The organism is Paenibacillus wynnii, assembly GCF_030812855.1.
In the GTDB taxonomy this organism is placed as follows: domain Bacteria; phylum Bacillota; class Bacilli; order Paenibacillales; family Paenibacillaceae; genus Paenibacillus_AQ; species Paenibacillus_AQ wynnii_A.
Genome location: NZ_JAUSTK010000004.1, coordinates 54,744 through 75,629, shown reverse-complemented (window position 1 = coordinate 75,629; position 20,886 = coordinate 54,744). Strand labels below are relative to the sequence as shown.

The 20,886-nt window shown below is 39.1% G+C and carries 23 protein-coding genes; 19 read left to right on the top strand and 4 right to left on the bottom strand.

All coding sequences use genetic code 11. The features are described 5' to 3' along the window. Positions 1-24 precede the first annotated feature (24 nt). Positions 25-900, top strand: a complete 876-nt coding sequence (locus J2T20_RS05745) for an AraC family transcriptional regulator (protein ID WP_307586454.1) — start codon at positions 25-27, stop codon at positions 898-900. Positions 901-993: 93 nt separating this feature from the next. On the opposite strand, the gene J2T20_RS25710 is transcribed toward J2T20_RS05745, so the two are convergent. Then, positions 994-1,446, bottom strand: a complete 453-nt coding sequence (locus J2T20_RS25710) for a CPBP family intramembrane glutamic endopeptidase (RefSeq protein ID WP_373457761.1) — start codon at positions 1,444-1,446, stop codon at positions 994-996. A 337-nt stretch (positions 1,447-1,783) separates the two neighbouring features. Between J2T20_RS25710 and J2T20_RS05740 the strand changes: the two genes are divergently transcribed. Continuing rightward, positions 1,784-2,461: a hypothetical protein gene (locus J2T20_RS05740; RefSeq protein WP_307586452.1), complete on the top strand. Its 678-nt coding sequence runs from the start codon at positions 1,784-1,786 to the stop codon at positions 2,459-2,461. 78 nt (positions 2,462-2,539) lie between these two features. After that, on the top strand, positions 2,540-2,776 hold the full coding sequence (locus J2T20_RS05735; protein WP_307586450.1) for a helix-turn-helix domain-containing protein: 237 nt from the start codon (positions 2,540-2,542) through the stop codon (positions 2,774-2,776). A gap of 420 nt (positions 2,777-3,196) precedes the next feature. On the opposite strand, the gene J2T20_RS05730 is transcribed toward J2T20_RS05735, so the two are convergent. Together J2T20_RS05730 and J2T20_RS05725 are read right to left on the bottom strand one after the other, a co-directional pair. After that, positions 3,197-3,973 carry an AraC family transcriptional regulator gene (locus J2T20_RS05730; protein ID WP_307586448.1) on the bottom strand — a complete coding sequence of 259 codons (777 nt, stop codon included), beginning with the start codon at positions 3,971-3,973 and terminating at the stop codon, positions 3,197-3,199. A gap of 19 nt (positions 3,974-3,992) precedes the next feature. Beyond that, positions 3,993-4,574 (bottom strand): LysE family translocator, encoded by a 582-nt coding sequence (locus tag J2T20_RS05725; protein ID WP_307586446.1) that lies wholly within the window; start codon positions 4,572-4,574, stop codon positions 3,993-3,995. Positions 4,575-4,685: 111 nt separating this feature from the next. On the opposite strand from J2T20_RS05725, the gene J2T20_RS05720 reads away from it, so the two are divergent. The 8 genes from J2T20_RS05720 (at position 4,686) to J2T20_RS05685 (ending at position 11,213) form a co-directional block, all read left to right on the top strand. Further along, positions 4,686-5,018: a hypothetical protein gene (locus J2T20_RS05720; RefSeq protein WP_307586444.1), complete on the top strand. Its 333-nt coding sequence runs from the start codon at positions 4,686-4,688 to the stop codon at positions 5,016-5,018. Positions 5,019-5,342: 324 nt separating this feature from the next. After that, on the top strand, positions 5,343-5,819 hold the full coding sequence (locus J2T20_RS05715) for a DinB family protein (RefSeq protein WP_307586442.1): 477 nt from the start codon (positions 5,343-5,345) through the stop codon (positions 5,817-5,819). Positions 5,820-5,961: 142 nt separating this feature from the next. Further along, positions 5,962-6,771: a hypothetical protein gene (locus tag J2T20_RS05710; RefSeq protein WP_307586441.1), complete on the top strand. Its 810-nt coding sequence runs from the start codon at positions 5,962-5,964 to the stop codon at positions 6,769-6,771. A gap of 152 nt (positions 6,772-6,923) precedes the next feature. Continuing rightward, positions 6,924-7,955: an ATP-binding cassette domain-containing protein gene (locus J2T20_RS05705; RefSeq protein ID WP_307586439.1), complete on the top strand. Its 1,032-nt coding sequence runs from the start codon at positions 6,924-6,926 to the stop codon at positions 7,953-7,955. Then, the gene (locus J2T20_RS05700; RefSeq protein WP_307586437.1) at positions 7,952-8,764 is read left to right on the top strand and encodes an ABC transporter permease; all 813 of its coding nucleotides are present in this window, start codon (positions 7,952-7,954) and stop codon (positions 8,762-8,764) included. The genes J2T20_RS05705 and J2T20_RS05700 overlap by 4 nt, the downstream gene beginning before the upstream one ends. 156 nt (positions 8,765-8,920) lie before the next feature. After that, positions 8,921-9,436, top strand: coding sequence for a DinB family protein (locus J2T20_RS05695; RefSeq protein WP_307586435.1), 516 nt, complete (start codon positions 8,921-8,923; stop codon positions 9,434-9,436). 205 nt (positions 9,437-9,641) lie between these two features. Continuing rightward, positions 9,642-10,052 (top strand): GNAT family N-acetyltransferase, encoded by a 411-nt coding sequence (locus tag J2T20_RS05690; RefSeq protein ID WP_307586433.1) that lies wholly within the window; start codon positions 9,642-9,644, stop codon positions 10,050-10,052. Between the two features lie 33 nt (positions 10,053-10,085). Beyond that, a complete protein-coding gene (locus J2T20_RS05685) occupies positions 10,086-11,213 on the top strand; it encodes an SGNH/GDSL hydrolase family protein (protein WP_307586431.1) in 1,128 nt (375 codons plus the stop codon). Between the two features lie 34 nt (positions 11,214-11,247). On the opposite strand, the gene J2T20_RS05680 is transcribed toward J2T20_RS05685, so the two are convergent. Continuing rightward, complete coding sequence (locus J2T20_RS05680) at positions 11,248-12,081, bottom strand: lipase family protein (protein WP_307586429.1); 834 nt, start codon at positions 12,079-12,081, stop codon at positions 11,248-11,250. A gap of 211 nt (positions 12,082-12,292) precedes the next feature. Between J2T20_RS05680 and J2T20_RS05675 the strand changes: the two genes are divergently transcribed. The 8 genes from J2T20_RS05675 (at position 12,293) to J2T20_RS05640 (ending at position 20,726) form a co-directional block, all read left to right on the top strand. Beyond that, positions 12,293-13,036, top strand: coding sequence for an alpha/beta fold hydrolase (locus tag J2T20_RS05675; RefSeq protein WP_307586776.1), 744 nt, complete (start codon positions 12,293-12,295; stop codon positions 13,034-13,036). A gap of 40 nt (positions 13,037-13,076) precedes the next feature. Further along, positions 13,077-14,543 carry a sensor histidine kinase gene (locus tag J2T20_RS05670; protein ID WP_307586427.1) on the top strand — a complete coding sequence of 489 codons (1,467 nt, stop codon included), beginning with the start codon at positions 13,077-13,079 and terminating at the stop codon, positions 14,541-14,543. Between the two features lie 405 nt (positions 14,544-14,948). After that, entirely contained in the window at positions 14,949-15,506 is a 558-nt protein-coding gene (locus J2T20_RS05665) for a cysteine hydrolase family protein (RefSeq protein ID WP_307586425.1), read from the top strand. A gap of 172 nt (positions 15,507-15,678) precedes the next feature. After that, the gene (locus J2T20_RS05660; RefSeq protein WP_307586423.1) at positions 15,679-16,053 is read left to right on the top strand and encodes a hypothetical protein; all 375 of its coding nucleotides are present in this window, start codon (positions 15,679-15,681) and stop codon (positions 16,051-16,053) included. A gap of 812 nt (positions 16,054-16,865) precedes the next feature. Further along, on the top strand, positions 16,866-17,987 hold the full coding sequence (tnpB, locus tag J2T20_RS05655; RefSeq protein ID WP_307586421.1) for an IS200/IS605 family element RNA-guided endonuclease TnpB: 1,122 nt from the start codon (positions 16,866-16,868) through the stop codon (positions 17,985-17,987). Between the two features lie 290 nt (positions 17,988-18,277). Continuing rightward, positions 18,278-19,297 (top strand): HD domain-containing protein, encoded by a 1,020-nt coding sequence (locus J2T20_RS05650; protein ID WP_307586419.1) that lies wholly within the window; start codon positions 18,278-18,280, stop codon positions 19,295-19,297. Positions 19,298-19,344: 47 nt separating this feature from the next. Continuing rightward, positions 19,345-19,761 carry an Rrf2 family transcriptional regulator gene (locus tag J2T20_RS05645; protein WP_307586416.1) on the top strand — a complete coding sequence of 139 codons (417 nt, stop codon included), beginning with the start codon at positions 19,345-19,347 and terminating at the stop codon, positions 19,759-19,761. Positions 19,762-19,862: 101 nt separating this feature from the next. Beyond that, positions 19,863-20,726 carry an SDR family oxidoreductase gene (locus J2T20_RS05640; protein ID WP_307586414.1) on the top strand — a complete coding sequence of 288 codons (864 nt, stop codon included), beginning with the start codon at positions 19,863-19,865 and terminating at the stop codon, positions 20,724-20,726. Positions 20,727-20,886 lie beyond the last annotated feature (160 nt).

Genomic DNA, 20,886 nt, shown 5'->3' with positions numbered 1-20,886 from the left:
ACAGTAGAAGGAGGAGAGGTGAGGATGAATTCACTTGAGAACATGAACAAAGCATTGTCCTATATTGAAGAAAATCTCACTCAAGAGATTGACTTCAAAGAAGCGGCAAAGAGGGCCTTATGCTCGGAATATCATTTTAAAAGGATGTTTTCATTCCTAGCCGGTATATCCCTGTCAGAGTATATCCGCCTAAGACGTCTTACTTTAGCAGCGTATGAGCTTCAAAGAAATCAGTTAAGGATAATCGACATAGCCTTGAATTTTGGATACAGTTCACCGGATGCATTTGCGAAGGCTTTCCAAATCTTTCATGGGGTTACCCCCTCAGAATCCAGAATTAAGGGCCAATCTTTAAAGTCCTATCCCCGCATGAGTTTTCAGTTAACGATTAAAGGAGGTAGTGAAATGATCTACCGTATTGAAGAAAAAGACTCATTTCGAATCGTGGGTCTCAAAAAGAGAGTCCCTATTATATTCCATGGAGTAAATCCGGAAATAGCTGCGATGTGGGCAAGCCTAAATGAGGAATTAATTACTCAATTGAAACAGCTGTCGAATGTCGTCCCTTTAGGATTGATTAGTGCATCTGCTAATTTTTCCGAGGGCCGAATGGAGGAGCAGGGAGAATTGGACCATTATATAGGTGTGGCTACAACTGAGGAATGTCCGGAAAGTCTCTCGAAGCTAGATATTCCTGCAACGTCTTGGGCTGTATTTGAGGCAGTCGGACCTTTTCCCGCAACTCTTCAACAAATTTGGGGACGGATCTATTCCGAATGGTTTCCCTCCTCAGATTACGAACAAGTGGAAGGCCCGGAAATATTATGGAATGAAAGTAAGGATACCACTTCCCCTAATTTTAAAAGCGAGATCTGGATACCTGTTGCGAAAAAGCTGTAAGAGAAAAACAGGTTAGCCGGAAACAGAACAAAAGAGATGCCTAATCATAGCATCTCTTTTGTTGTTGATAGAATAGAGGGAATACTTCTAGTATCAAGATAATGTTTTATTCAGTACAAATAGAAATGTAAATATACATCCGTTAATGAACCCATGTGCAGCATAAACAGCCCAAAAACTTCTGGTTTTAATAAATAAAATCCCTAAGAATATTCCTAATACACTGACAACTACAAGATGAAGCGGAACAAAATATGTGATTTGGAACGGATACAAAAGGAATCCGATATGTCGGGCAGCAAATATTAGAGTAGAAGCGATAAACACTGCAATCTGAAGATAGTTAAGTTTGGTGAACATATTGTCCCATAACTTAAAAAGAAGCAGGATCACAAAACATCTGAAGAAGATCTCCTCTAAACCGGAAATCAATAATTGAAATATAAACCATTGTAATATATTGATGATTGTCAGAGGGAACTGAAACGAGTAGTCAAATAAATGTTGATTTGCCGCAAGAGAGCCGAAAAAAATATAAATGATCATGAACACGATAACAAAGATCAGGATGGGTCTATAGCTTTTTCTTAATGTATTGAAGCGGAAATCCAGTTCTTGACATGTACGTCTAAGACCTAGACCTCTTGAACAGACGATTAAGAGCAAAGAAGCGAACAGTGCACCCATGATACCGTTAAAAAGATAAGAAGAAATATATGTATTCATGGATGTGTATGGGACAATATACGGCGCTACAATGTAAGTATTAATCCAATCATTGCTGAAGTAGCTTAATAGAACGAGTAGAATAATATGTAAGGGCATAACAGCGAAATAGGATATTTTTTTCAGAAGGCACCCCCAGAGGAGAATGAATTTGATAATGAAAAGTTTTAATAAGAAAAGTAAGCTCATTGTCTATGGGATCTCAGTATTACTGGTATTGATATTAGCAATGTTGGCGGTTGATTCCACATCTATGCCTTCGATTAAGGTAACCATTGAGGAAGCAAATAAATTAATTTTAGCAACTCAAGATATTACTCTAACGGAGAATATGGATCTGATTGAAATCACCTCTCCTGATATTTGGGATCAAACCAATCTTCAGCTTTTTAAAATTGTTGGGAATTCAAGCTGGGAAACATTCATCGTGTCCAAACAAAAAGTTGTCCATATAGGTATTGGATTTGGCGGATATGGGGTAACAAGTGTTGTACCCTTTGATGTAAATAAGGATGGAACTTTGGATGTAGTATATGCCTATTCATTTGGTTCTGGTATACATCGGTCTGTAATTTCATGGTTAGATTTAAAGGATTTTACCGAGCATAAAGTTCTAGATCGACCGGAAAATGCTGGATTCAGAATGGATGATTTGATACTAAAAAATGAAGGCAAAGAAATAGCAGTCTATCGAATTGCAGGCATAGATAAAAGTGAAATCAATTTTGACTTTCTGAGAACCTATCCCACGAAGAGGGATATAGAACACATGACTTTAGAAAAGATTGGGGTGTTATTACGAGAGAATAATCAATTATACAATATTCTCCAGTAGGATTGCGACATGAATAAATTGAAGGTATGATTCAATAAGGGAATTTTTGGAATCATATCAATATGCAGAAGTATGTTAATGCTTTGTTTGTTGTGTTTTTATGGGGAGCCTCATCATCAACTCTTAACCCATTCTGAGGTAGCCGAGTATTTAGGGATAAGTGAAGCTGAAGTAGACCAATTGAATCCGCCACTTGATGGAACAGCTCATGCTAGTAGTGAAATTCCTTACGTGAGAATTGGAGACACCACCTATTTTCCTGTAAAGGCAATTGATAAATGGCTTTCAGAGATACAAGCATTTAGTGTTGAATGACCGAGTGTGGAATTAGAAAAAAACATACGAAACCGATAATTATTAGTTTGTTATAGATCCCGGTTTGCTATTTAGTCTATGAACCCGTGATAAATAAAGTTTAGAGGGAAAATTCCCCTGTAAATCACAAATAAAGCCTTGTAATCAATAATTAGAGGGGAAAATTACCACTAAATGCAACCGAATTATCCATATTGAGGAGTTTTGAGGCTAAAATCTGAATTTAGAGGGAAATTTTACCACTAAATAACTCGAAAGGTGGTTAATCCTTGAATTAGTAGGAAAAACTCCTTCTAAATAAGTATCCACTCTTTTTCCAGAAGGAGATTATATCGTTTTATTCAGCCAAGGCAGTGGTGCGGAAATGTCTGTACACATCAAGACAGAACTTATAATATAGCTTCTCTTTATAAAGCGCGCTTAATTGAGTTGTGACATGTATTCATATGCTGTGATTCCGAATACACTCTTGAAATGCCTATTCAGGTGAGTTAGATCCACAAATCCACATTCTGCAACGGCGGAATAGATATCCTTATTTTTCTCAATAGATTGCTTGGCATGCTCGACTTTACAATTCAAGAAAAATTGATAGGGCGATATTCCGGTGTGGGACTTAAACTCCCGGATAAACTGATATTTTGACATCTTAAACTCTTTGCTGAGGTCGTCAAGCTTTAGCACATTCTCTAAATTATAGAACATCATTTCTTTTGCTTTGTTAATAAGTTCATTATTCTTTCTAGTGGCTGTATCTATTTCCGTATTAGAAACAAGGTCGACTAAGGTTAAGAGCAGCTCACTGCTTAGAGATTCTTCTTTGCCGCTCAAGATGGAATGGCTTAAGGATAATACACAGTTTGCTAATTTGGCATCGTAGACGATAGGCGAGGAGAAACGCACCAATTCCTTCTTACCAGAACTCTCTAAAAACAAGTCCGGCTTGATATAGAGCATGACATAATCAATACCAGCCTTATCATATGAGCTGCCATCATGAGATTGCTCGGGATTAAACAGCATTACGCCATTTTTATGGGAAGATTGGAAACTGCCTTCCAAGTTATATTGTTGGATGCCGCGTAGAGTTACACCGATCGCATATTCCTCGTGGCAATGTTTTTTATAAGTGAAATCTGTAAAGCTTGCCGACAATGCCAGAATATCTGCTGATTTTTTATAATTGAATTTCTCCACGCTCTCCACCTCCAACTCTTTATAGAATTCCTGATACCATTATTGCAGAATACACTAAAAAAAGCGCCATCAGGGTATTTATCACTTTTTGGTGGTTTTGTAGAAATCTTCTGAATACTGCGCCAAAGACAACCCATGTTGTGAATGCCAAGAAACCAATGACAGTTATGATCATAACGAACAGGAACGATGACGCAGATGAAGTATAGTAGGGCATTACATAGCTGGGTATAACGGTTAGTGTAAATAGAAGAACTTTAGGATTAACAAATTGCATAAGTAAGCCTGAGACAAAATTGGCTGTTGACGTAGGTTTGGATTCTGTTGAACCCATCTTATAGATTTGATAAGCAAGGTAGAGCATATATAAGCTGCCTATGATCTGCATGATGCTCAGGATATTTGGAATGACCCCGGCAAGAATACGGTTTAGCATGGAGGAAGCGGCAAGTAACAGGCCAAAAGCGATTGTGGCTCCGCATACATATTCCATGGCTTTTTTTACACCAAAATGGTGCACAGATGATAAAATAACAATATTGGTAGGTCCGGGTGTAAATGTAACAACAACACAATAGATAATAAAGGATATTATATTCATTATGACCTCCTGCAAAAGTAGTCTCATGAATATACACCGTATAACTTGAATGATTATAGTATATTATTGCAGATGGGCAAAGCCTAAGGAAAGAAATGTTAAGGAGGATATATGAAAAGAACTCGTGCAGGTCTTCTAATCCTTATGATCATACTTACTGGGGCGTCGCTAAAATACGTGATTACGGAGCATCAGAACAAGCAAGCGGTAAGAACCCTAGGAATGAAATATGTCCGTAAGGAATATGCGGAAGGTGATACGTTGAAGGCCGCAGCGACATGCAAGCCATTATTTGGAGGCAGCGGTTACCAGTTGGTACTCAAAAATCCCCACGGGGAAGCCTACTATGTCATTATCATGCTCGGACCAGAACGCAACTTAGTTACTTTGAATGATCTCACATTAGATGTCCGTAGTGGGTCATCAGTTTTTCCATGCCGTTAACGGTGCAAGAATCAACACTCAGACAGGGAGGGGACTCCATTGAATTATAATCGGTCACACATAAAGATCGAATTGGGGAGGGATTATTATCAAGCATACGGAATAAATGTTACATATACTCATTGTCAGTATGATAAATTTGAACATGGATATGCACAATTAAATACTGCATTATTGAGCTTTTTGAATCTGGATTTTGCTAATCGTTCAGCCAATATATTAACCTGTCACCGCTGTGGCTATGTTCAATGGTTTAATAAAGATATTAAAAGGGTGCATAGATAACAATAATATCAATTTACTACTAAGGGGCCGAGGGATCATATGGATCAATTACTTTTCAAACAACTTGAATTTGTACGTCTTCTGACAATCAAAGCTGTAGAGGGAATCTCAGAACAAACACTGGATATCATTCCCGAAGGGTTTAATAACAATCTAAGATGGAATTTAGGACATATTTATTTAGTTCAAGAGAAACTTGCATTTCAACTAGCTGATTTGCCCATGCAATTACCTGAAAGCTTTGGTCGATTATTTGGAAAAGGATCCAAACCAGCCGAATGGAACGAGGAACCTCCAACACTTGAGGTATTACTAAAGATGCTTGCCGAGCAGCCCGGACGTATACAAGAATCTTTACAGAATCGCTTAGGTGAACCAGTGACTGAGCCATTTACCATTAGCAGTGGATTAACTTTAAATACATTAGGCGAATCTCTAAACTATACGTTTTATCACGAGGGATTGCATTTTAATACGATAACTCTGCTGAAACGCTTTGCGGATAAAAGTTTCTAGAATCTAAGAAAGAAGGCTGCTGATGAACCGGCAGCCTTCTTAGTATATTATAAGATGGATCGCTGTTCGCAATAATTGTGTGGACAATTACAATGTCAATTTACATTTCTTCATAAAGGTAAAATGAAAGGGATTGGGAGCAATGACTGGTAAGCAACTACTTAAAATAGTGCTAATTAGTTTTACAGCCATCATCATTCGTTCAATGCTGCAATTATTAATACCTTCAGCCAATCAAACGGTGTTGCAACAGAGTATATTTGTTAAGAATGGAACGTTACCTATTGTTTTTATGATTTATGGTACCTTAGCATTTACTGCAATTACTATTATTTTTGTACTTATTCAAAGGGGAATGGGTGGAGGCAGTGTATCAAAAGGTTTGAAAACCGGAATCATATTCTCGGTGGTTTGGACTGTGTTCTTAGTGGAACCCTTACCGCATGGCTCTACAATTGATTTATTTTCATATCCCTTGGCTGACAGTATAGTTCTTTTATTCTTGGGATTCATGTCAGGGCGATTTTTATCAGAGAATTCAACAAAGAAAAAGCATGAATTTACGAGTAAATCCATAGTGAATATCGCAATTATGACTTTGGTTTTTACAATGGGCAGAATTATTCTGTATAAGGGTTTTCATATTTATTCAATGTTTGAACAAGCGCAAGTAAGGACCCTTATATGGGTCATCTGTACAGGAATTATTATAGGTTTGATGTTTGAGTATTTAAATTATACGATTTATAGTAATAAGGTTTTTACAAAGTCTTTAGTATTTGGAGGAGCAATTTTTGGGATTAATTTAGTGTTCTTTAACTTTTTCCTGCCCCTGGTTCTAAAGGTAGATATTCAAGATATGATTATAAGAACTTTAATGGATACCGTATCTGTAATTATCGGGTGTCTAATTATAAATGTTAAGGATAGCAAAGTAATACATAGATATTGATGTTACCAGAGCTGATCCGTTGGATTGGCTTTTTTGTTTGGAACAACGCAACCGGCATTTGAAGTCACCGGATTGAAATTTGCAAAGTTTATATTCAGTTTAAAAAGGTGAGCTATCATCCTTATATATTCAGTTTCTAGGAGGAATAGTGAATGAAACATGTACAAAGAACGAATACGGCGCCAGTTAAGGGAGGCTTGGCCATTGAGGCGCAGGGACTCGTTAAAACTTATGGAGACAATCGTGCGGTTAATGGTGTAAATCTCAATGTGGGGACCGGGATGATCTATGGCGTACTGGGTCCAAACGGTGCGGGGAAGACCACCGTAATTAGAATGTTGGCGACCTTATTGCGACCCGATGCAGGTTCGGCACGTATCTTTGGTCATGATGTGGTGAAGGAGCCGCAGATCGTGCGTCAATTGATTGGAGTGACTGGGCAGTATGCGTCAGTCGATGAGTCACTAAGTGCGACAGAGAATTTGGTCATCTTCTCTCGATTGCTTGGCCTCGGGCGTGCTGAGTCGCGTCTTAAGGCCGCGGAGCTGCTTGAAGAATTTGGTTTGACAGAAGCTGCAAAACGTCCATTGAAAAACTTCTCCGGCGGTATGCGCCGCCGTCTGGATTTGGCGGCGAGTCTAATCGCACAGCCACCGCTGATTTTCTTGGATGAACCTACTACCGGATTGGATCCGCGGACGCGTAATCAAATGTGGGATACGATCCGGCGGTTGGTAAAGACGGGGTCAACCGTATTGTTAACCACACAGTACCTTGAAGAGGCTGATCAACTGGCTGACCGGATTGCAGTTATCGATCACGGCCGGGTTGTCGCTGAGGGTACTGTAGATGACCTGAAAGCATCTGTGGGTACTTCATCGTTGCATTTAAGGGTTCAAAATCGGCAGGACATGGAGAATGCGCGTCAAACTGTGGAGCAGGTGCTGAATGTAAAGTCCAATATTTCAGCGGAAGCAGGAAGGATCACTGCGCCGATGGGGGACGTTGACCGGGTTACAGATCTGCTTATCGCTCTTCGCGAGGCAGGTATCCCCTTGTCCGAGATGAGTGTGCAGAAACCAACACTCGACGAAGTGTTTTTGACACTCACGGGTCACGGTGTGAAGGATAACGATTCAATGGCGTCCGATAAATTGAATAATGTAGAGGGGGTAATTCTATGAGTACTTTAATAAAACCGGGTGCCGATCGCCAATTAAAAAACCATACGAGCTTCGGCCAATCGGTACGAAATTCGTTGACGATGGCCTATCGAGGTCTGCTGAAAATAAAGCGTACACCCGAGCAATTGTTTGACGTCACGCTTCAGCCCATCATTTTCACCTTGATGTTTACTTATATCTTTGGCGGGGCCATCTCTGGAGATGTGGTAAGTTACTTGCCGGTGATTATTCCCGGTATCCTTGTCCAGACTGTAATTACGACTTCGATAGTCACTGGTGTCCAGCTGCGTGAGGATATGGAAAAGGGTGTGTTTGACCGATTCAAATCACTGCCTATCTCGCGAATTGCTCCGCTTGCAGGGGCTCTGCTCGCAGATACCATCCGATATACAATAGCAACTGTGTTAACCTTCGTTATGGGATATATCATGGGCTTACGGCCTGAGGGTGGCCTAGGAAATGTTGTTATTGCTGGACTTCTCGTGATTGTGTGTTCTTGGGCAATCAGCTGGATCTTCGCCTTCTTCGGCGTGATTGCGCGTACGGCTTCAAGTGTGCAAGGGATATCGATGATTGTGTTGTTTCCGCTCACCTTCCTCTCTAACGCATTCGTACCGGTAGATACTATGCCTGGTTGGCTCCAGTGGTTCGTAAAGATCAATCCGATTTCACATCTTGTCACTGCCGTCCGAAATCTGGTCAACAATGGAACCATGGGCGTTGATCTTGTCTACTCCCTTATTGGTGCTGCTGTCATTGTGGCCATCTTTGCACCGATCACGGTTCGGGCTTATATGCGCCGCACATAGATATGAGATAGAAAAAGGTAAAATCAGGATGACAGATTGGGGATTTCAAGTATAATTATCAAAAAGAAGGTAGCGGAGAGAATAGTGAATCCCGACTTTGATCTTAAACCCGATTTGACTAAATAAAATAATAGCAGTCTAAAGGAGGGCTTTATCATGTTTATTCGGCCATCAAAGGAAGAATATAACGCCTATTATGAAAGTTATGTAAAATTAGTTCCTAACGGGGATATCCATGATATTCTTACTCAATCACTTAAGAGTACAATAACTGTTTTATCAAATGTTGTAGAAGAGCGGGCAAATTATCGATATGCCGAAGGAAAGTGGAGCTTGAAAGAAGTGCTGGGACATATTACTGATAATGAGCGAATCATGACCTATAGGCTTCTACGAATTGCTAGAGGGGACAAAACCCCATTAGCGGGTTATGATCAGGACGTATTGAATAGCGGAACTTCTTTGGATAAATGCCCCATGGCAAATTTATTGGAAGATTATACCGCCGTACGACGTGCCACGCTCACTTTGCTTCGTGGTCTTTCGGAAGAAGCCTGGTCTAGGAGAGGTATTGTAAATGATAGTGAGTCATCAGCAAAGGCGTGGGCGTACATTATTAGTGGTCATGAGATTCATCATATGAACGTTATTAAGGAAAAATATCTGAATTAACCACATTCACCGTCGTCGATAATTCATTTATAAAACTTAAATTTAAAATCGTAGGTAACCCATTTCTCTGGAGTTACCTTTTTCTATTCCTAAATATAGCGAAATAAATACAAATTCTTCTTCAGTCAATCCATTTTCTATAACTGTTTGTAACGGTATATTGAGAAAAAGAACAATGATTCTTTGTATGTATGGAGGGTTTAGAATGAGTGTTTATTATGCGTCTAACCAAGAAGATATCACTAAGGAGGCTCTTCAAGAGTTATTTCTTTCGGTAGAATGGGAGTCTGGGAAGTACCCTATCGAGCTTCTACAAGCAATAAGAGGGTCTCATTCCATTGTTGCAGCATGGGATGGAGATAAGCTTATCGGGTTAATAAATGCTTTGTCAGATGGAGCCTTAACGGTATATTTTCATTATTTGCTTGTCAATCCGAGTTATAAAAGTAAAGGTATAGGTAGGGAAATGATGAACATGATGCTTGATCGGTACAAAGGATGTAGAACAAAAGTTTTAATTTCTTATCCTCATGCAGTAGATTTCTATAAAAAAATCGGCTTTAATACAGAGGACGGGTCCACACCCATGTTTATTTCAGAGCTAATTACGATTTAACCAAGGAATGTATTGAAATTAGGGGGCCATAGCATGAAGCAAAATGAAAAGTTAAAGCTACATACATTATCTGAAATCGAAAATTTAAAAGTTCATGGCAGAACAACCGGCTGTCTTTCTCCATTAACTCTGTTTTGGACTGGTAGTGCTATTGAATTAAATGTAAAGGGTTCGGAGCTCTGGATTGAATTTGAGGTAGATTATGATATTTATGAACCTTGGATTAGTATAGTTATTAACTCTACTCCTGTAAGCAGACAAATGTTAACAGCAGGTAGATATTGGGTTTGTGTATTTAGAGGTATGAATGAAAATGCTATAAAAAATGTGCGTATTGTGAAAGATTTACAGGCTATGAATGAAGATCCTGGCAACTCCTTGCAGATACATGCAGTTAAGACGGATGGAAAATTTTTACCTGTTGAAGAAAAACCATATAAAATTGAGTTCATAGGTGACAGTATTACATCAGGTGAAGGTATAATTGGGGCTAAAGCTGAAGTAGACTGGATTCCCATGTGGTTTAGTGCAATTAACAATTATAGTACTCTGACAGCAGAATATTTGAATGCGGACTATAGAATTATTTCTCAAAGTGGATGGGGAGTATTTACAAGCTGGGATAATAATCCACATGCTAATATTCCTGAATATTATGAGCAAGTTTGTGGTCTTCTAAAGGGTGAAAAAAATGAAGCTTTAGGGGCCTTAAAAGAGCACTCATTTACTTCTTGGCAGCCAGATGTTGTGGTCGTTAATCTTGGAACCAATGATAGTGGAGCTTTTCAATCACCAGAATGGAAAGATGAAGTAACTGGGCAGACTCATAAACAACGACTATGTGAAGATGGTTCCTATAATGAAGAGGATTTGGGAGCTTTTGAAGAGGCCGTTCAGAATTTTCTGATCAAGCTTAGAAAAAATAATAAAAATGCACATATCGTATGGGCGTACGGAATGTTAGGTATACCGTTAATGCCTGCTATCTACCGTGCAGCAGATACTTATATGAAGAAAACAGGTGACAAAAAGATTTATGTTTTTCAAATTCCGAACACCACCGATGAAACAGTAGGGTCAAGAAGCCACCCAGGTGTACTAGCACATAAAAAAACAGCGCAAGAGTTATCTGAATTTATAGTAGAAATTTTAGCGAAATAATATAAATCCTAGATAGGCATGCTTTGAAAAGGCACTAACTCCTCGTTAGTGTCTTTTTTGACTTTTGCGGGTTCTCTTCAATGACTGGGCAGAAGCCGGGGTTCGTCCGGCATAACCTTTGGGTGAATATCGGCTTAAGTTGTGAGAGCTTTGTAAAATAGCTTCTTATAATGTGATTGAGGCCTATAGCTCCATTCTGGAAAGTTAGCGATGAGAGGGTTTGGACATGACTGTAATAATACTTTTTCTCCCGCTTGGGAAGTTTGTAGATGGATGGCGGAGCATGTGTTACGACGTCAAAAGGATTGGCAATACGGTAGCTATTTCGGACATACTTTGTAAAAGCCTTCGCAAAAGCTGGATCGCCTACACGGGGAGAACCAAATGTGAACAGGTTGGGAGAGCTGTATGCAGTGTTGGCTGCAATGTCAACAGCACACAATGTCGCGAGTGCTGCACCGAGACTGTGCCCTGTAATGTATAAGGTCTTATCGGTTGACAGCTTGGTGAGTGCGGAGAGAATTCCGTTGCGGGCTGTAGAATAGATGTCTGTGAAGCCTCGATGTGTTAGACAATCTTCCTTAATATATTTGAAGCTTTTTTGTGAGGCGATGATATCAGAGATCCAATCGGTTGTCGAACTCGTTCCGCGAAAAGCAACAATAATCTCTTGCGGAGATTCAATAATAAACCCGAAGCGTTCCCATTCATTGTTAATGGATTTCGCTTGAATCGTATAATTGACCGAATAATTCTGCGGAACGACAAACGAACCGTCTATATTTGTAAATTGAGCATAGGTCTGTCCGCAGATGGCAGCCAGGAAGATTGCCCACTCTTCATTAACAGTATTGTTAGGCACCTGCATCCCGCCCTTCTTTCCTACCTATTTATGATAAGAACACGAGATTGGTGCTTGTTGATGTAATAAAACAAAAAAGGGAATGCTTACATATGCAAAAATGTTATAGTTAGTATATTAATTCCAAATTAAACGAACAGGGAATGTACAGAGCCATCGGGGGTATGAAATTGGTAGAGGAAATGATTAAGCTAGATGATGTAAGGGTTAATGTAAAATATTCATTAGTGGCGGGAATTCGAACATGTGGGAGGGAATCATACCGCAATTTGAAAAGAATTATAGTATCGTTGCTCCTGATTTTCGAGGACATGGCAAATCAGATAAGCCCGAAACAGGATATCACATTGATGATATGGCTAATGATATCAATTTATTGTTGCAGCGTTTAAATATAGATCACTGTCATATCATAGGTAGTTCGATGGGGGCTGAGGTTGGTCTTAGTTTAGCGGCATCACATCCAGAGCTTGTCCTATCCCTAATTTGTGAGGGCGCCTTTTATAATGAGTTTGGAGAAAATGGGTTATTTAATGGTACAGAGGAAGAAATTGAACATAGAAAAGAAGGCTTACAGGCTCAATTAGCTGAAAGAATTGAACGTGTATTTAAATCTAAAAAAGAATATATTGAGGAAGAGAAAGCAAAATTAATGCAACAAGGCTTATGGAATGACTATTTCTTAACCTTCTTTGAGAATAATCTACAACAGTTGGAAGGCGGTAGCTTTACTTATTGTTATTTAAACCGCGTTAGAACAGAATATATTCAAAAATACTGGGATGTAAAGTTTGAGCAATATTACAAGAAAGTACAATGCCCTATTTTATTTCTTCCTAGTGAAGAAGAGTGGGGGAATGAGGAAATTAGAAGTAGTCTACATACGTTTACTAGTCTGTTAGATACATATGAAATTGCGCGTGTCTTGGAAAAGAATATAACGCTACCCCACAATTCATAGATATTAATCCGTTTCTTACATTTTTATTAGGGGGATTTATGTGACTATTCGAATTAAAAGTTTGATCGCATTCACCTTAATTTTCGTACTTGTTTCAATTGTTTTTATTTATCATAATACTATAGCAACTAAACAGAACAGTAGTATTCTAACCTTTCAAAATAAAGCGTTGACCTCTGCATTATTAGCGGATGATATCAAACTTTCTGTCGTTCAAGTGCAGCAACATTTAACGGATATTAGTGCAACAAGAAGTCTAAATAGTTTAGATGGAGGATTTAAGCTAGCACATGAATTTGCTGATCTATTTTATAAGGATATTGCGGAATTTCTTATATTAAACCCAGAGATGAAGATAGAAATAAATGAAATTAAAGCTTTATTTAAGATTTATTACCTCACAGGAGAAAAGATGGCACTGGATTTTATTGATGGTGGACCTGCAAAGGGAAACTTATCCATGCCTGCTTTTGACGTTTATTCTGATGCTATCAATAGTAAAATTGATCAAATTCAAAAGAGACAATTGGCATTGATTAATAATAATATGGCTGGAATAATACAGTCCAACAGAACAATGATCCATAATACTTTTGTTTTTGGAATTTCAGTAATATTGCTCGGAATAGTTATTGCATACCTTCTCTATCGTTCAATAACGAATCCGACCCTAAAACTAATTAGGATTGCTGAGACTATTTCCAAAGGAGATTTGAGCAAACCTATTCTTTCACAATCTAACAATGAAATCGGAAAACTTTCTCAGTCCTTTGAAAGAATGAGAGAAAATTTAGATAAATTACATGATGATCGGTTAAATTTAATTGGTAAAATGGCTTCAAGTATGGCACACGAAATACGAAACCCATTAACCTCTATCGCAGGATTTTTAAAATTGATAAGGCATGATATAAATAGCGGCAGACAAACACAAATACAGAGATATCTGGATGTTATAGATGATGAATTTAAAGCAATAAATATGCATATAACTGGGTTTTTGAGTTTTTCAAGAAATAACGCTTTTGAAGAAGAAAAAGTAAAGATCTCAGTTACACAGCTAATTCATTCAACAGTTTATTTACTAAATCCACGATTAAGTAATGAAAATATAAATCTGCTTTTAAAAGGCGGAGAAGATTTATATTTTTTTATTCAGAAAATTTCAATACAACAAGTTTTATCGAATATTATCAGCAATGCCATTGATGCGTTAATTTCAGTGAAGATGGATAGAGTCATAAATATAGTTTGCATGGAAGATGAAGAGTGTGTTCAAATACATATAAAGAACAATGGGCCACAAATTCCAAAAGAAATAGAAGATTCGCTATTTCTTCCTTTTATAACTAACAAAGAAAGTGGCACTGGATTGGGTTTGGCAATATGTAGAGAGATTATGACTAAAAATAACGGTAAAATAGAGTTTCAGTCAAATGAACAGGAGACAAACTTTATTTTGTCTTTCAATAAAGGCTCAACACCAAAATCAGTGCTTGACAGGTGACGGGAAGGACAGAAAGCCGTTATATCCTAATAGAGGGATTTTCCCCCTCTATTTCTGTGCCCGGCACCCCGTTTGGGTAATTAGAAGGGATTTCGCCCGCTAATTTTGAGGATTTACCTCGTTGGGGCGGCATGGCTAAGATTAGTGGGATATTTTCCCTTTCATCTCAAAATAAAGTCGTTTCGGTCGGTATTAGCGGGCATTTTCCCCTCTAATTCGCCGAAGGACTGGTCCGCAACCCCAAATCGGCTACTGTAAGGTGTAATTCCCCAAACCCGGTGAGCATCAGGCGAAGTTAGATCGAAATCGTCCCCGGTACAGTGAAGCAAACGGAAAGTCTAGCACTGATTTTTAGAAAGAGCCTCAATAAATCATAATTTTAATTTTGAAGGGGGAAATAATAAATTGAATCAAGCCTTATTAATCATTGATGCTCAACAAGAATTAATAGATGGGAATCAAGAAGAAAGTGCAGTATTTAATAAAGAGCAACTAATTCAGAATATTAATATAGTAATTAAAAAAGCAAAAGATGCCGATGTAAGAATTGTGTTTGTAAGGGATCTCGATGTAGCTGATGGAAAAGGTGCAGGTTTTCAAGTGCATAATGAAATCAATATGCCTTCGGATGCCAAAATATTTGATAAGTCAGCAACAAATTCTTTTCATGGGACGGGGCTTCTACAATATCTGAACGATCAACAAGTTGAACATGTGGTCATTATGGGCTGTAAAACACAGTACTGTATCGATACTGCAGTAAGAACAGCTACTGTTAGTAACTTGGATGTAACACTAGTCGGTGATGGACATTCAACTACTGATAATGATGTTTTAAGTGCAGAACAAATCATCAAGCATCATAATAAAACATTACATGGACACTACAATGTTGAACACTTTTCAATGGTTAGAATTTCTGAGGAAAACTTGTTTCTTCCAACACATGACTCGTATAGGTAATGTATACCTAAGCGCCTTCAAAGGCGTTTTTTTCTTTGTGTATGGTTCATGTATTGCAGAGTACTCTTCAAAACTTATAAAATAAACAAACTAATGCACTGCTCTACTTGTCTTATACCATTCTTTTAAGTTGGCATAGAATATATCAACCCTAAGAAAAGGAGTGGTATAAATGGCAAACAGTGATGTACGTCTTGCGCTTTGGTCTGGCACCAATTTTTCCGTTCGTAGAATTTTATTCAGACGTGGAGGGGTTGCAGTTCGTGATCTTGGAGCTTTTCGATTTAACAACGTACTCTCAAGTTTCAGACTTAGAAATGTTGTGCAGAGCTCTGAAGTAACACTTGTACTTTTTTCGCGAATTAACTTTCAGGGATCATTCCGTGTGTATCGTGGAAGCCAAAGTGTGGCAAACTTGGGCAATTCCAACTTTAACAATGTCACATCTTCGTTTGTTTTGGTAGGTCGCAACCTTACAAATGCTGAAATTTCTCAAATCCAAAATACCAGTAGACCTCCTCAAGATGTCCTTATTATCAGACAATAATACTACTAAAGAACAAGGAGAGCTTATTGCCATTACCTTGTGTGTGAACTAGACCATAGAGACCAAACGTAGAAGTTATACGATTGGTCTTTATTATTGTACTGTTGAAGGATAATATTAAATTTTTTGTAGGTTATAAGACGATCGAATCCGTTCGCTGGTGAAGATTTCAACGATGCCAAAAGTAAAGGACTGATGTTCGATCCTACTACTATTATTCATGATAAAATGCTTAAACGTCTTCAAGAAATACACTTAGTTATTACCAAAGAACTCTGTAGTAGGTTGGCGGGGGGGGATGGATATTCTCAAGAAGGCTTATCCAGAATATTTTCATCCAACACATGACTCTTATCGGTAACAATAAAGGAAAGTGGACGGAAATGTAGGGGGGGAATATCTCACTTCGTTGCTGGATTAATTGGAATGAATTTTGGAATTAAGTAATTAACAAGTCTAATCAAAAAGAGGGTGTATTTTCATTGAGAAAAGTGGATATCGAAGGTTTACTGTACTGTGGTGTGATGGGCTTAGTATTTGGTTTGGTAGTTATTTTAACTATAGTATTAGGAAGAAGAAAGAGAACCTTTACCAAGTCTTTGTTTCAGTCAATTGGATTGGCTGTTCTTCTATATAGTATTGCGTGTCTGTGGTGGTTTTCATTTGTTCAAGTAAATACCGGGATTCTGTACTTTATCAATAAAAGCCTAGAACACCCCTACCTCTATAGGTTGGGGATGAATCGGCGGTTTTAGAAACCGAACATATGTGCTAATATATCCCTAGAACCCTTTTGAAAGGAGATGTGTGGCATGCTGGCATCGGATCCAGATTTTGGTACACAAAAACGTGTCCATAAAGCCTATAAGTACCGAATCTATCCGACAAAGGAACAACAACAACTCATCCATCAGATGTTTGGCTGTTGCCGTTTTGTGTTCAATCATTTCTTGGGACTATGGAACAATACCTATGCGACAACAGGAAAGGGCTTATCCTACAACACCTGTGCCACACAACTTCCAGCTCTCAAAGGGCAGTTTGATTGGCTCAAAACGGTGGATAGTATCGCCTTGCAATCCGCCGTTCGACACATGGCAGATAGCTTCGGCCGGTTCTTTAAAAAACAGAATCAGGCTCCACGGTTTAAAAGCCGTAAGCATCCCGTGCAAAGCTATACTACGAAACAGACCAACGGCAACATTGCCATTAAAGAAAACAAACTTAAGCTCCCGAAGCTCGGTTGGGTTCGGTTTGCCAACTCCAGAGCCTTAGAGGGACGTATCCTTTCTGCCACCGTGCGACGAAATGCGGCTGGTAAGTATTTTGCATCCATTGTCTGTGAAGTTGACATACATCCCCTGCCGCAGAACAAGAAGGCGATTGGCATAGACCTTGGACTCAAGGAGTTTGCGGTCTGCTCCGATGGATTACGTGTGGCCAACCCAAAGTGGTTTCGCCACTACGAGAAGAAGTTAGCCTTCTGGCAACGCCGCATGGCTCGTCGCACGAAAGGCGGCTCCAATTGGTTGAAAGCCAAGCAGAAGGTTGCCCAAATCCACGAGAAGATTGCGAACGGTCGCCATGATTTTTTGCACCAACTCACCACCAGGCTGATCCGTGAAAACCAAACGATCAGCATAGAAAATCTTCGTGTAGCCAATATGCTCAAAAATCATAAGCTGGCGAAATCGATTGCCGATGCGTCCTGGAGCGAGTTCGAACGCCAAATTACATACAAGGCGAGTTGGTACGGACGGACGGTTAAGATCGCTGACACCTTCGCACCCACCAGCCAAACGTGTCATGTGTGCGGCTTCATCAACCAAGAAGTGAAAAACCTTTCGGTGAGGCAGTGGACCTGTCCATGTTGTGATGCACTTCATGATCGGGATGAGAATGCTGCACACAACATCATACAAATGTCAAAATAGCAGGATACATTCAACTGTGGGAACCACAGGGATCGCTTGGGATTCGATTTTCCATGTTGGGAAATAGAATTATCACAACTCTGCTTCATTAGAAGCAACTACCCAAGAATCCTCCACCTCTACAGGTGGCGGGAGTGTTCAATTCACTCACATTTGCACATCATTCCAAGATATAAGGATGAACCATTAGTTGGAAAAGACTTAAGAAGTTTTCTTGGAAAAGAAGATAATCGCAGACAAAGTTTAGTGTGAATAATTCGAATAGCTTACTTTAACTTGGGGGGAAACGATTGAGAGAGATCAATAATACTGGATATATTGCACAGTTAATAGGCGGTAATGAAATATGGGAACCCTTGTGGGGACTAAAAACAAGATTAACTGAAACTGAATCCGAGTTACTCCAATCCTCTCCTGTCCGCAGGTTGCATTTCATACATCATAACGGTTGTAGCTACATTAACACACAACATGTCGCAACACGGCTGCAGCATACCCTGGGAGTGTTTTCCTTAGTAGCCTATTATTGTCCTTATTGGTATGAACTTCGGATTGCAGCTTTGTTACATGACATTGGTCATAGTCCCTTTAGCCATGTTCTAGAACAGATTGAAGGGATTGATCATCATAGAAGAACCCATGAAATACTACATTCCTCTGAGATTAGCTCAATTCTATCTAAATACAACTTTGACCCTGGTCTGATATTAGATTTAATAGAGGGAAACATAACAAGTCCCTTACGAAATAAGGATAATAAAGTCCATTTGGACCATCTAGATTCATGGGTAAGGAGTGCTCAAATAACAGGACTTCTAACGTCTCCTACTCTGTTGTTATCTAAAATAAAAGTAGAAGGCGATTATATTTCAATGGATTTTGAAACTGCCGAGTTAATATTGCAATTCATTATTTCCGAAGCAAAGTTTCATTGTTCAGAAGCTAATATTGGACCGAATGTAATTCTAAAGCATTTAGTAACTACTTTAATCGATCAAAAAGCAGTAACTGTCGAGTCTATAAGTAAGATGACGGATTCAAGACTAGAATCATTATTAATAGACTGTAAGCAGACATCAGTGGAAACGGATCGTTTATTTTACCGTCCACATGAAATAAGGGTAACTCGCAGCGAAAGAGTTAGTGCTTCAACTGAATATGTCTTTGTTCTTAATAAACTTTATTTATCGGAACCTTTGATTTCTAAAGGACTGGGATCCGTTCATTCCCTCACATCATATCCTATTCTTGAACAATTGAGTTCCTTCTTAGGGACGTATTATATTTATTGGAATAGAAACGATAATTGACTTACGATTATGTAGTAACTATAATGGTTACAACGGTGGTGATAATCTTGAAGCAAATAAGTACTCGCTTTTCGATGGCAGTTCATATCCTTTCCCTGATTGCGATTAGTTCGAACGAAGTGACTGGGGACTATATTGCGGGTAGCGTAAATACAAATCCAGTAGTAATTCGTAGAATTATCAGTATGTTAAAAAGGGCGGGGTTAGTGGATGTACGTCCTGGGATAGGAGGAGCTTTTTTACTCAGAGCACCTGAGGTGATTACGTTGCTCGATATTTATCGATCCGTAAATTTGATTGAAGATAACCAATTATTTGGTGTTCACGAAGAATCTAATGTGCGATGCCAAGTCGGACGTAACATTGAGAAGGTTCTTCAATCCGAATTGAAAGAAGCTCAATCCGCTATGGAACTCAGGTTGGCTCAGACGACTTTGAGCCAGATCACAGCTAGGTTCAAATAAATGAGAGCTCGTTAAGAGCTTTTATTTTATAAATTCGTTGTAACTTAAGTGGTTATATCTAAAAATGAATTCAACAAACTAATTTCTTGGAGGTAAGAAAAATGAAAATGTTAATAACAGGTGCAACAGGGAAATTGGGAACAAAAGTTGTAGAATCTTTATTGAAAACTGTACCAGCGAGTCAACTGGCTGTTAGTGTACGAAATCCAGAAAAAGCCGAAGGACTGCAAGCTCGAGGAGTAGAGGTTCGGTATGGAGATTTTGACCGCCCCGAAACATTGGATACTGCATTTGCAGGAATCGATCGGTTATTACTCATCTCGGCAGATGGGGACAACGAAACAAGAATTCGGCAGCACACGAATGCGGTAGCTGCAGCTCAACGAGCGCAAGTTGGATTTATTGCATATACCAGTGCAACGAATGCAAGTGAGAGCGCACTATTCCTTGCTCTTGTACACCGTGTCACCGAAGAAGCCATTCTCAAAACGGGAATTCCATATACCTTCTTACGTAACAATTGGTACTTGGAGAATGAGATTGGGAATATTCAAGGCGCTATTGCAGGTAATCCATGGGTAACCTCTGCTGGCACTGGTAAGGTAGGTTGGGCACTGCGAGAAGAATACGCGGAGGCAGCTGCAACAGTATTGGCGGGGATTGGACACGAAAATAAGATCTACGAGCTTGCGGGTAAACTGATGACACAAGAAGAACTAGTCACTGCAATTGGATCGGTATTAGGTAAAGAAATACTTGTGCACCAGGTCGATGATGCCAAGTTTGCTGAAATCATGACAAGCGCTGGTGTACCCGAATTCGTTATCCCAATTCTCGTAGGTATTCAGAAAGGCATTCGGGAAGGTACATTGGAGATTGAAAGTAACGATTTGGAAAAACTGCTCGGTCGTCCAGTTACGCCAATCAACGAGGCTCTGATTCAAATCATTAACGATATATCTTAAACATCATAAGAAAATTGAAATCCGACCTTCGTAAATCGAGGTCGGTTTTTTAATGTTTTCAATGCTCCCATGGTATTTTGCTCTATATAGCAAAATCGCTTGCCTTGGAGTTAACTCCAAGGAGTAAACTATATTGGAAGGAACAATATCTTTTGGAGAG

Coding starts and splice junctions, on each gene's coding strand:
- J2T20_RS05710 (WP_307586441.1), top strand. CDS start 5,962: ATGACTGGTAAGCAACTACTTAAAATAGTGCTAATTAGTTTTACAGCC.
- tnpB (WP_307586421.1), top strand. CDS start 16,866: ATGCTGGCATCGGATCCAGATTTTGGTACACAAAAACGTGTCCATAAA.
- J2T20_RS05735 (WP_307586450.1), top strand. CDS start 2,540: ATGCTTTGTTTGTTGTGTTTTTATGGGGAGCCTCATCATCAACTCTTA.
- J2T20_RS05690 (WP_307586433.1), top strand. CDS start 9,642: ATGAGTGTTTATTATGCGTCTAACCAAGAAGATATCACTAAGGAGGCT.
- J2T20_RS25710 (WP_373457761.1), bottom strand. CDS start 1,446: ATGATCATTTATATTTTTTTCGGCTCTCTTGCGGCAAATCAACATTTA.
- J2T20_RS05720 (WP_307586444.1), top strand. CDS start 4,686: ATGAAAAGAACTCGTGCAGGTCTTCTAATCCTTATGATCATACTTACT.
- J2T20_RS05685 (WP_307586431.1), top strand. CDS start 10,086: ATGAAGCAAAATGAAAAGTTAAAGCTACATACATTATCTGAAATCGAA.
- J2T20_RS05660 (WP_307586423.1), top strand. CDS start 15,679: ATGGCAAACAGTGATGTACGTCTTGCGCTTTGGTCTGGCACCAATTTT.
- J2T20_RS05700 (WP_307586437.1), top strand. CDS start 7,952: ATGAGTACTTTAATAAAACCGGGTGCCGATCGCCAATTAAAAAACCAT.
- J2T20_RS05680 (WP_307586429.1), bottom strand. CDS start 12,081: ATGCAGGTGCCTAACAATACTGTTAATGAAGAGTGGGCAATCTTCCTG.
- J2T20_RS05715 (WP_307586442.1), top strand. CDS start 5,343: ATGGATCAATTACTTTTCAAACAACTTGAATTTGTACGTCTTCTGACA.
- J2T20_RS05695 (WP_307586435.1), top strand. CDS start 8,921: ATGTTTATTCGGCCATCAAAGGAAGAATATAACGCCTATTATGAAAGT.
- J2T20_RS05705 (WP_307586439.1), top strand. CDS start 6,924: ATGAAACATGTACAAAGAACGAATACGGCGCCAGTTAAGGGAGGCTTG.
- J2T20_RS05745 (WP_307586454.1), top strand. CDS start 25: ATGAATTCACTTGAGAACATGAACAAAGCATTGTCCTATATTGAAGAA.
- J2T20_RS05725 (WP_307586446.1), bottom strand. CDS start 4,574: ATGAATATAATATCCTTTATTATCTATTGTGTTGTTGTTACATTTACA.
- J2T20_RS05640 (WP_307586414.1), top strand. CDS start 19,863: ATGAAAATGTTAATAACAGGTGCAACAGGGAAATTGGGAACAAAAGTT.
- J2T20_RS05740 (WP_307586452.1), top strand. CDS start 1,784: ATGAAAAGTTTTAATAAGAAAAGTAAGCTCATTGTCTATGGGATCTCA.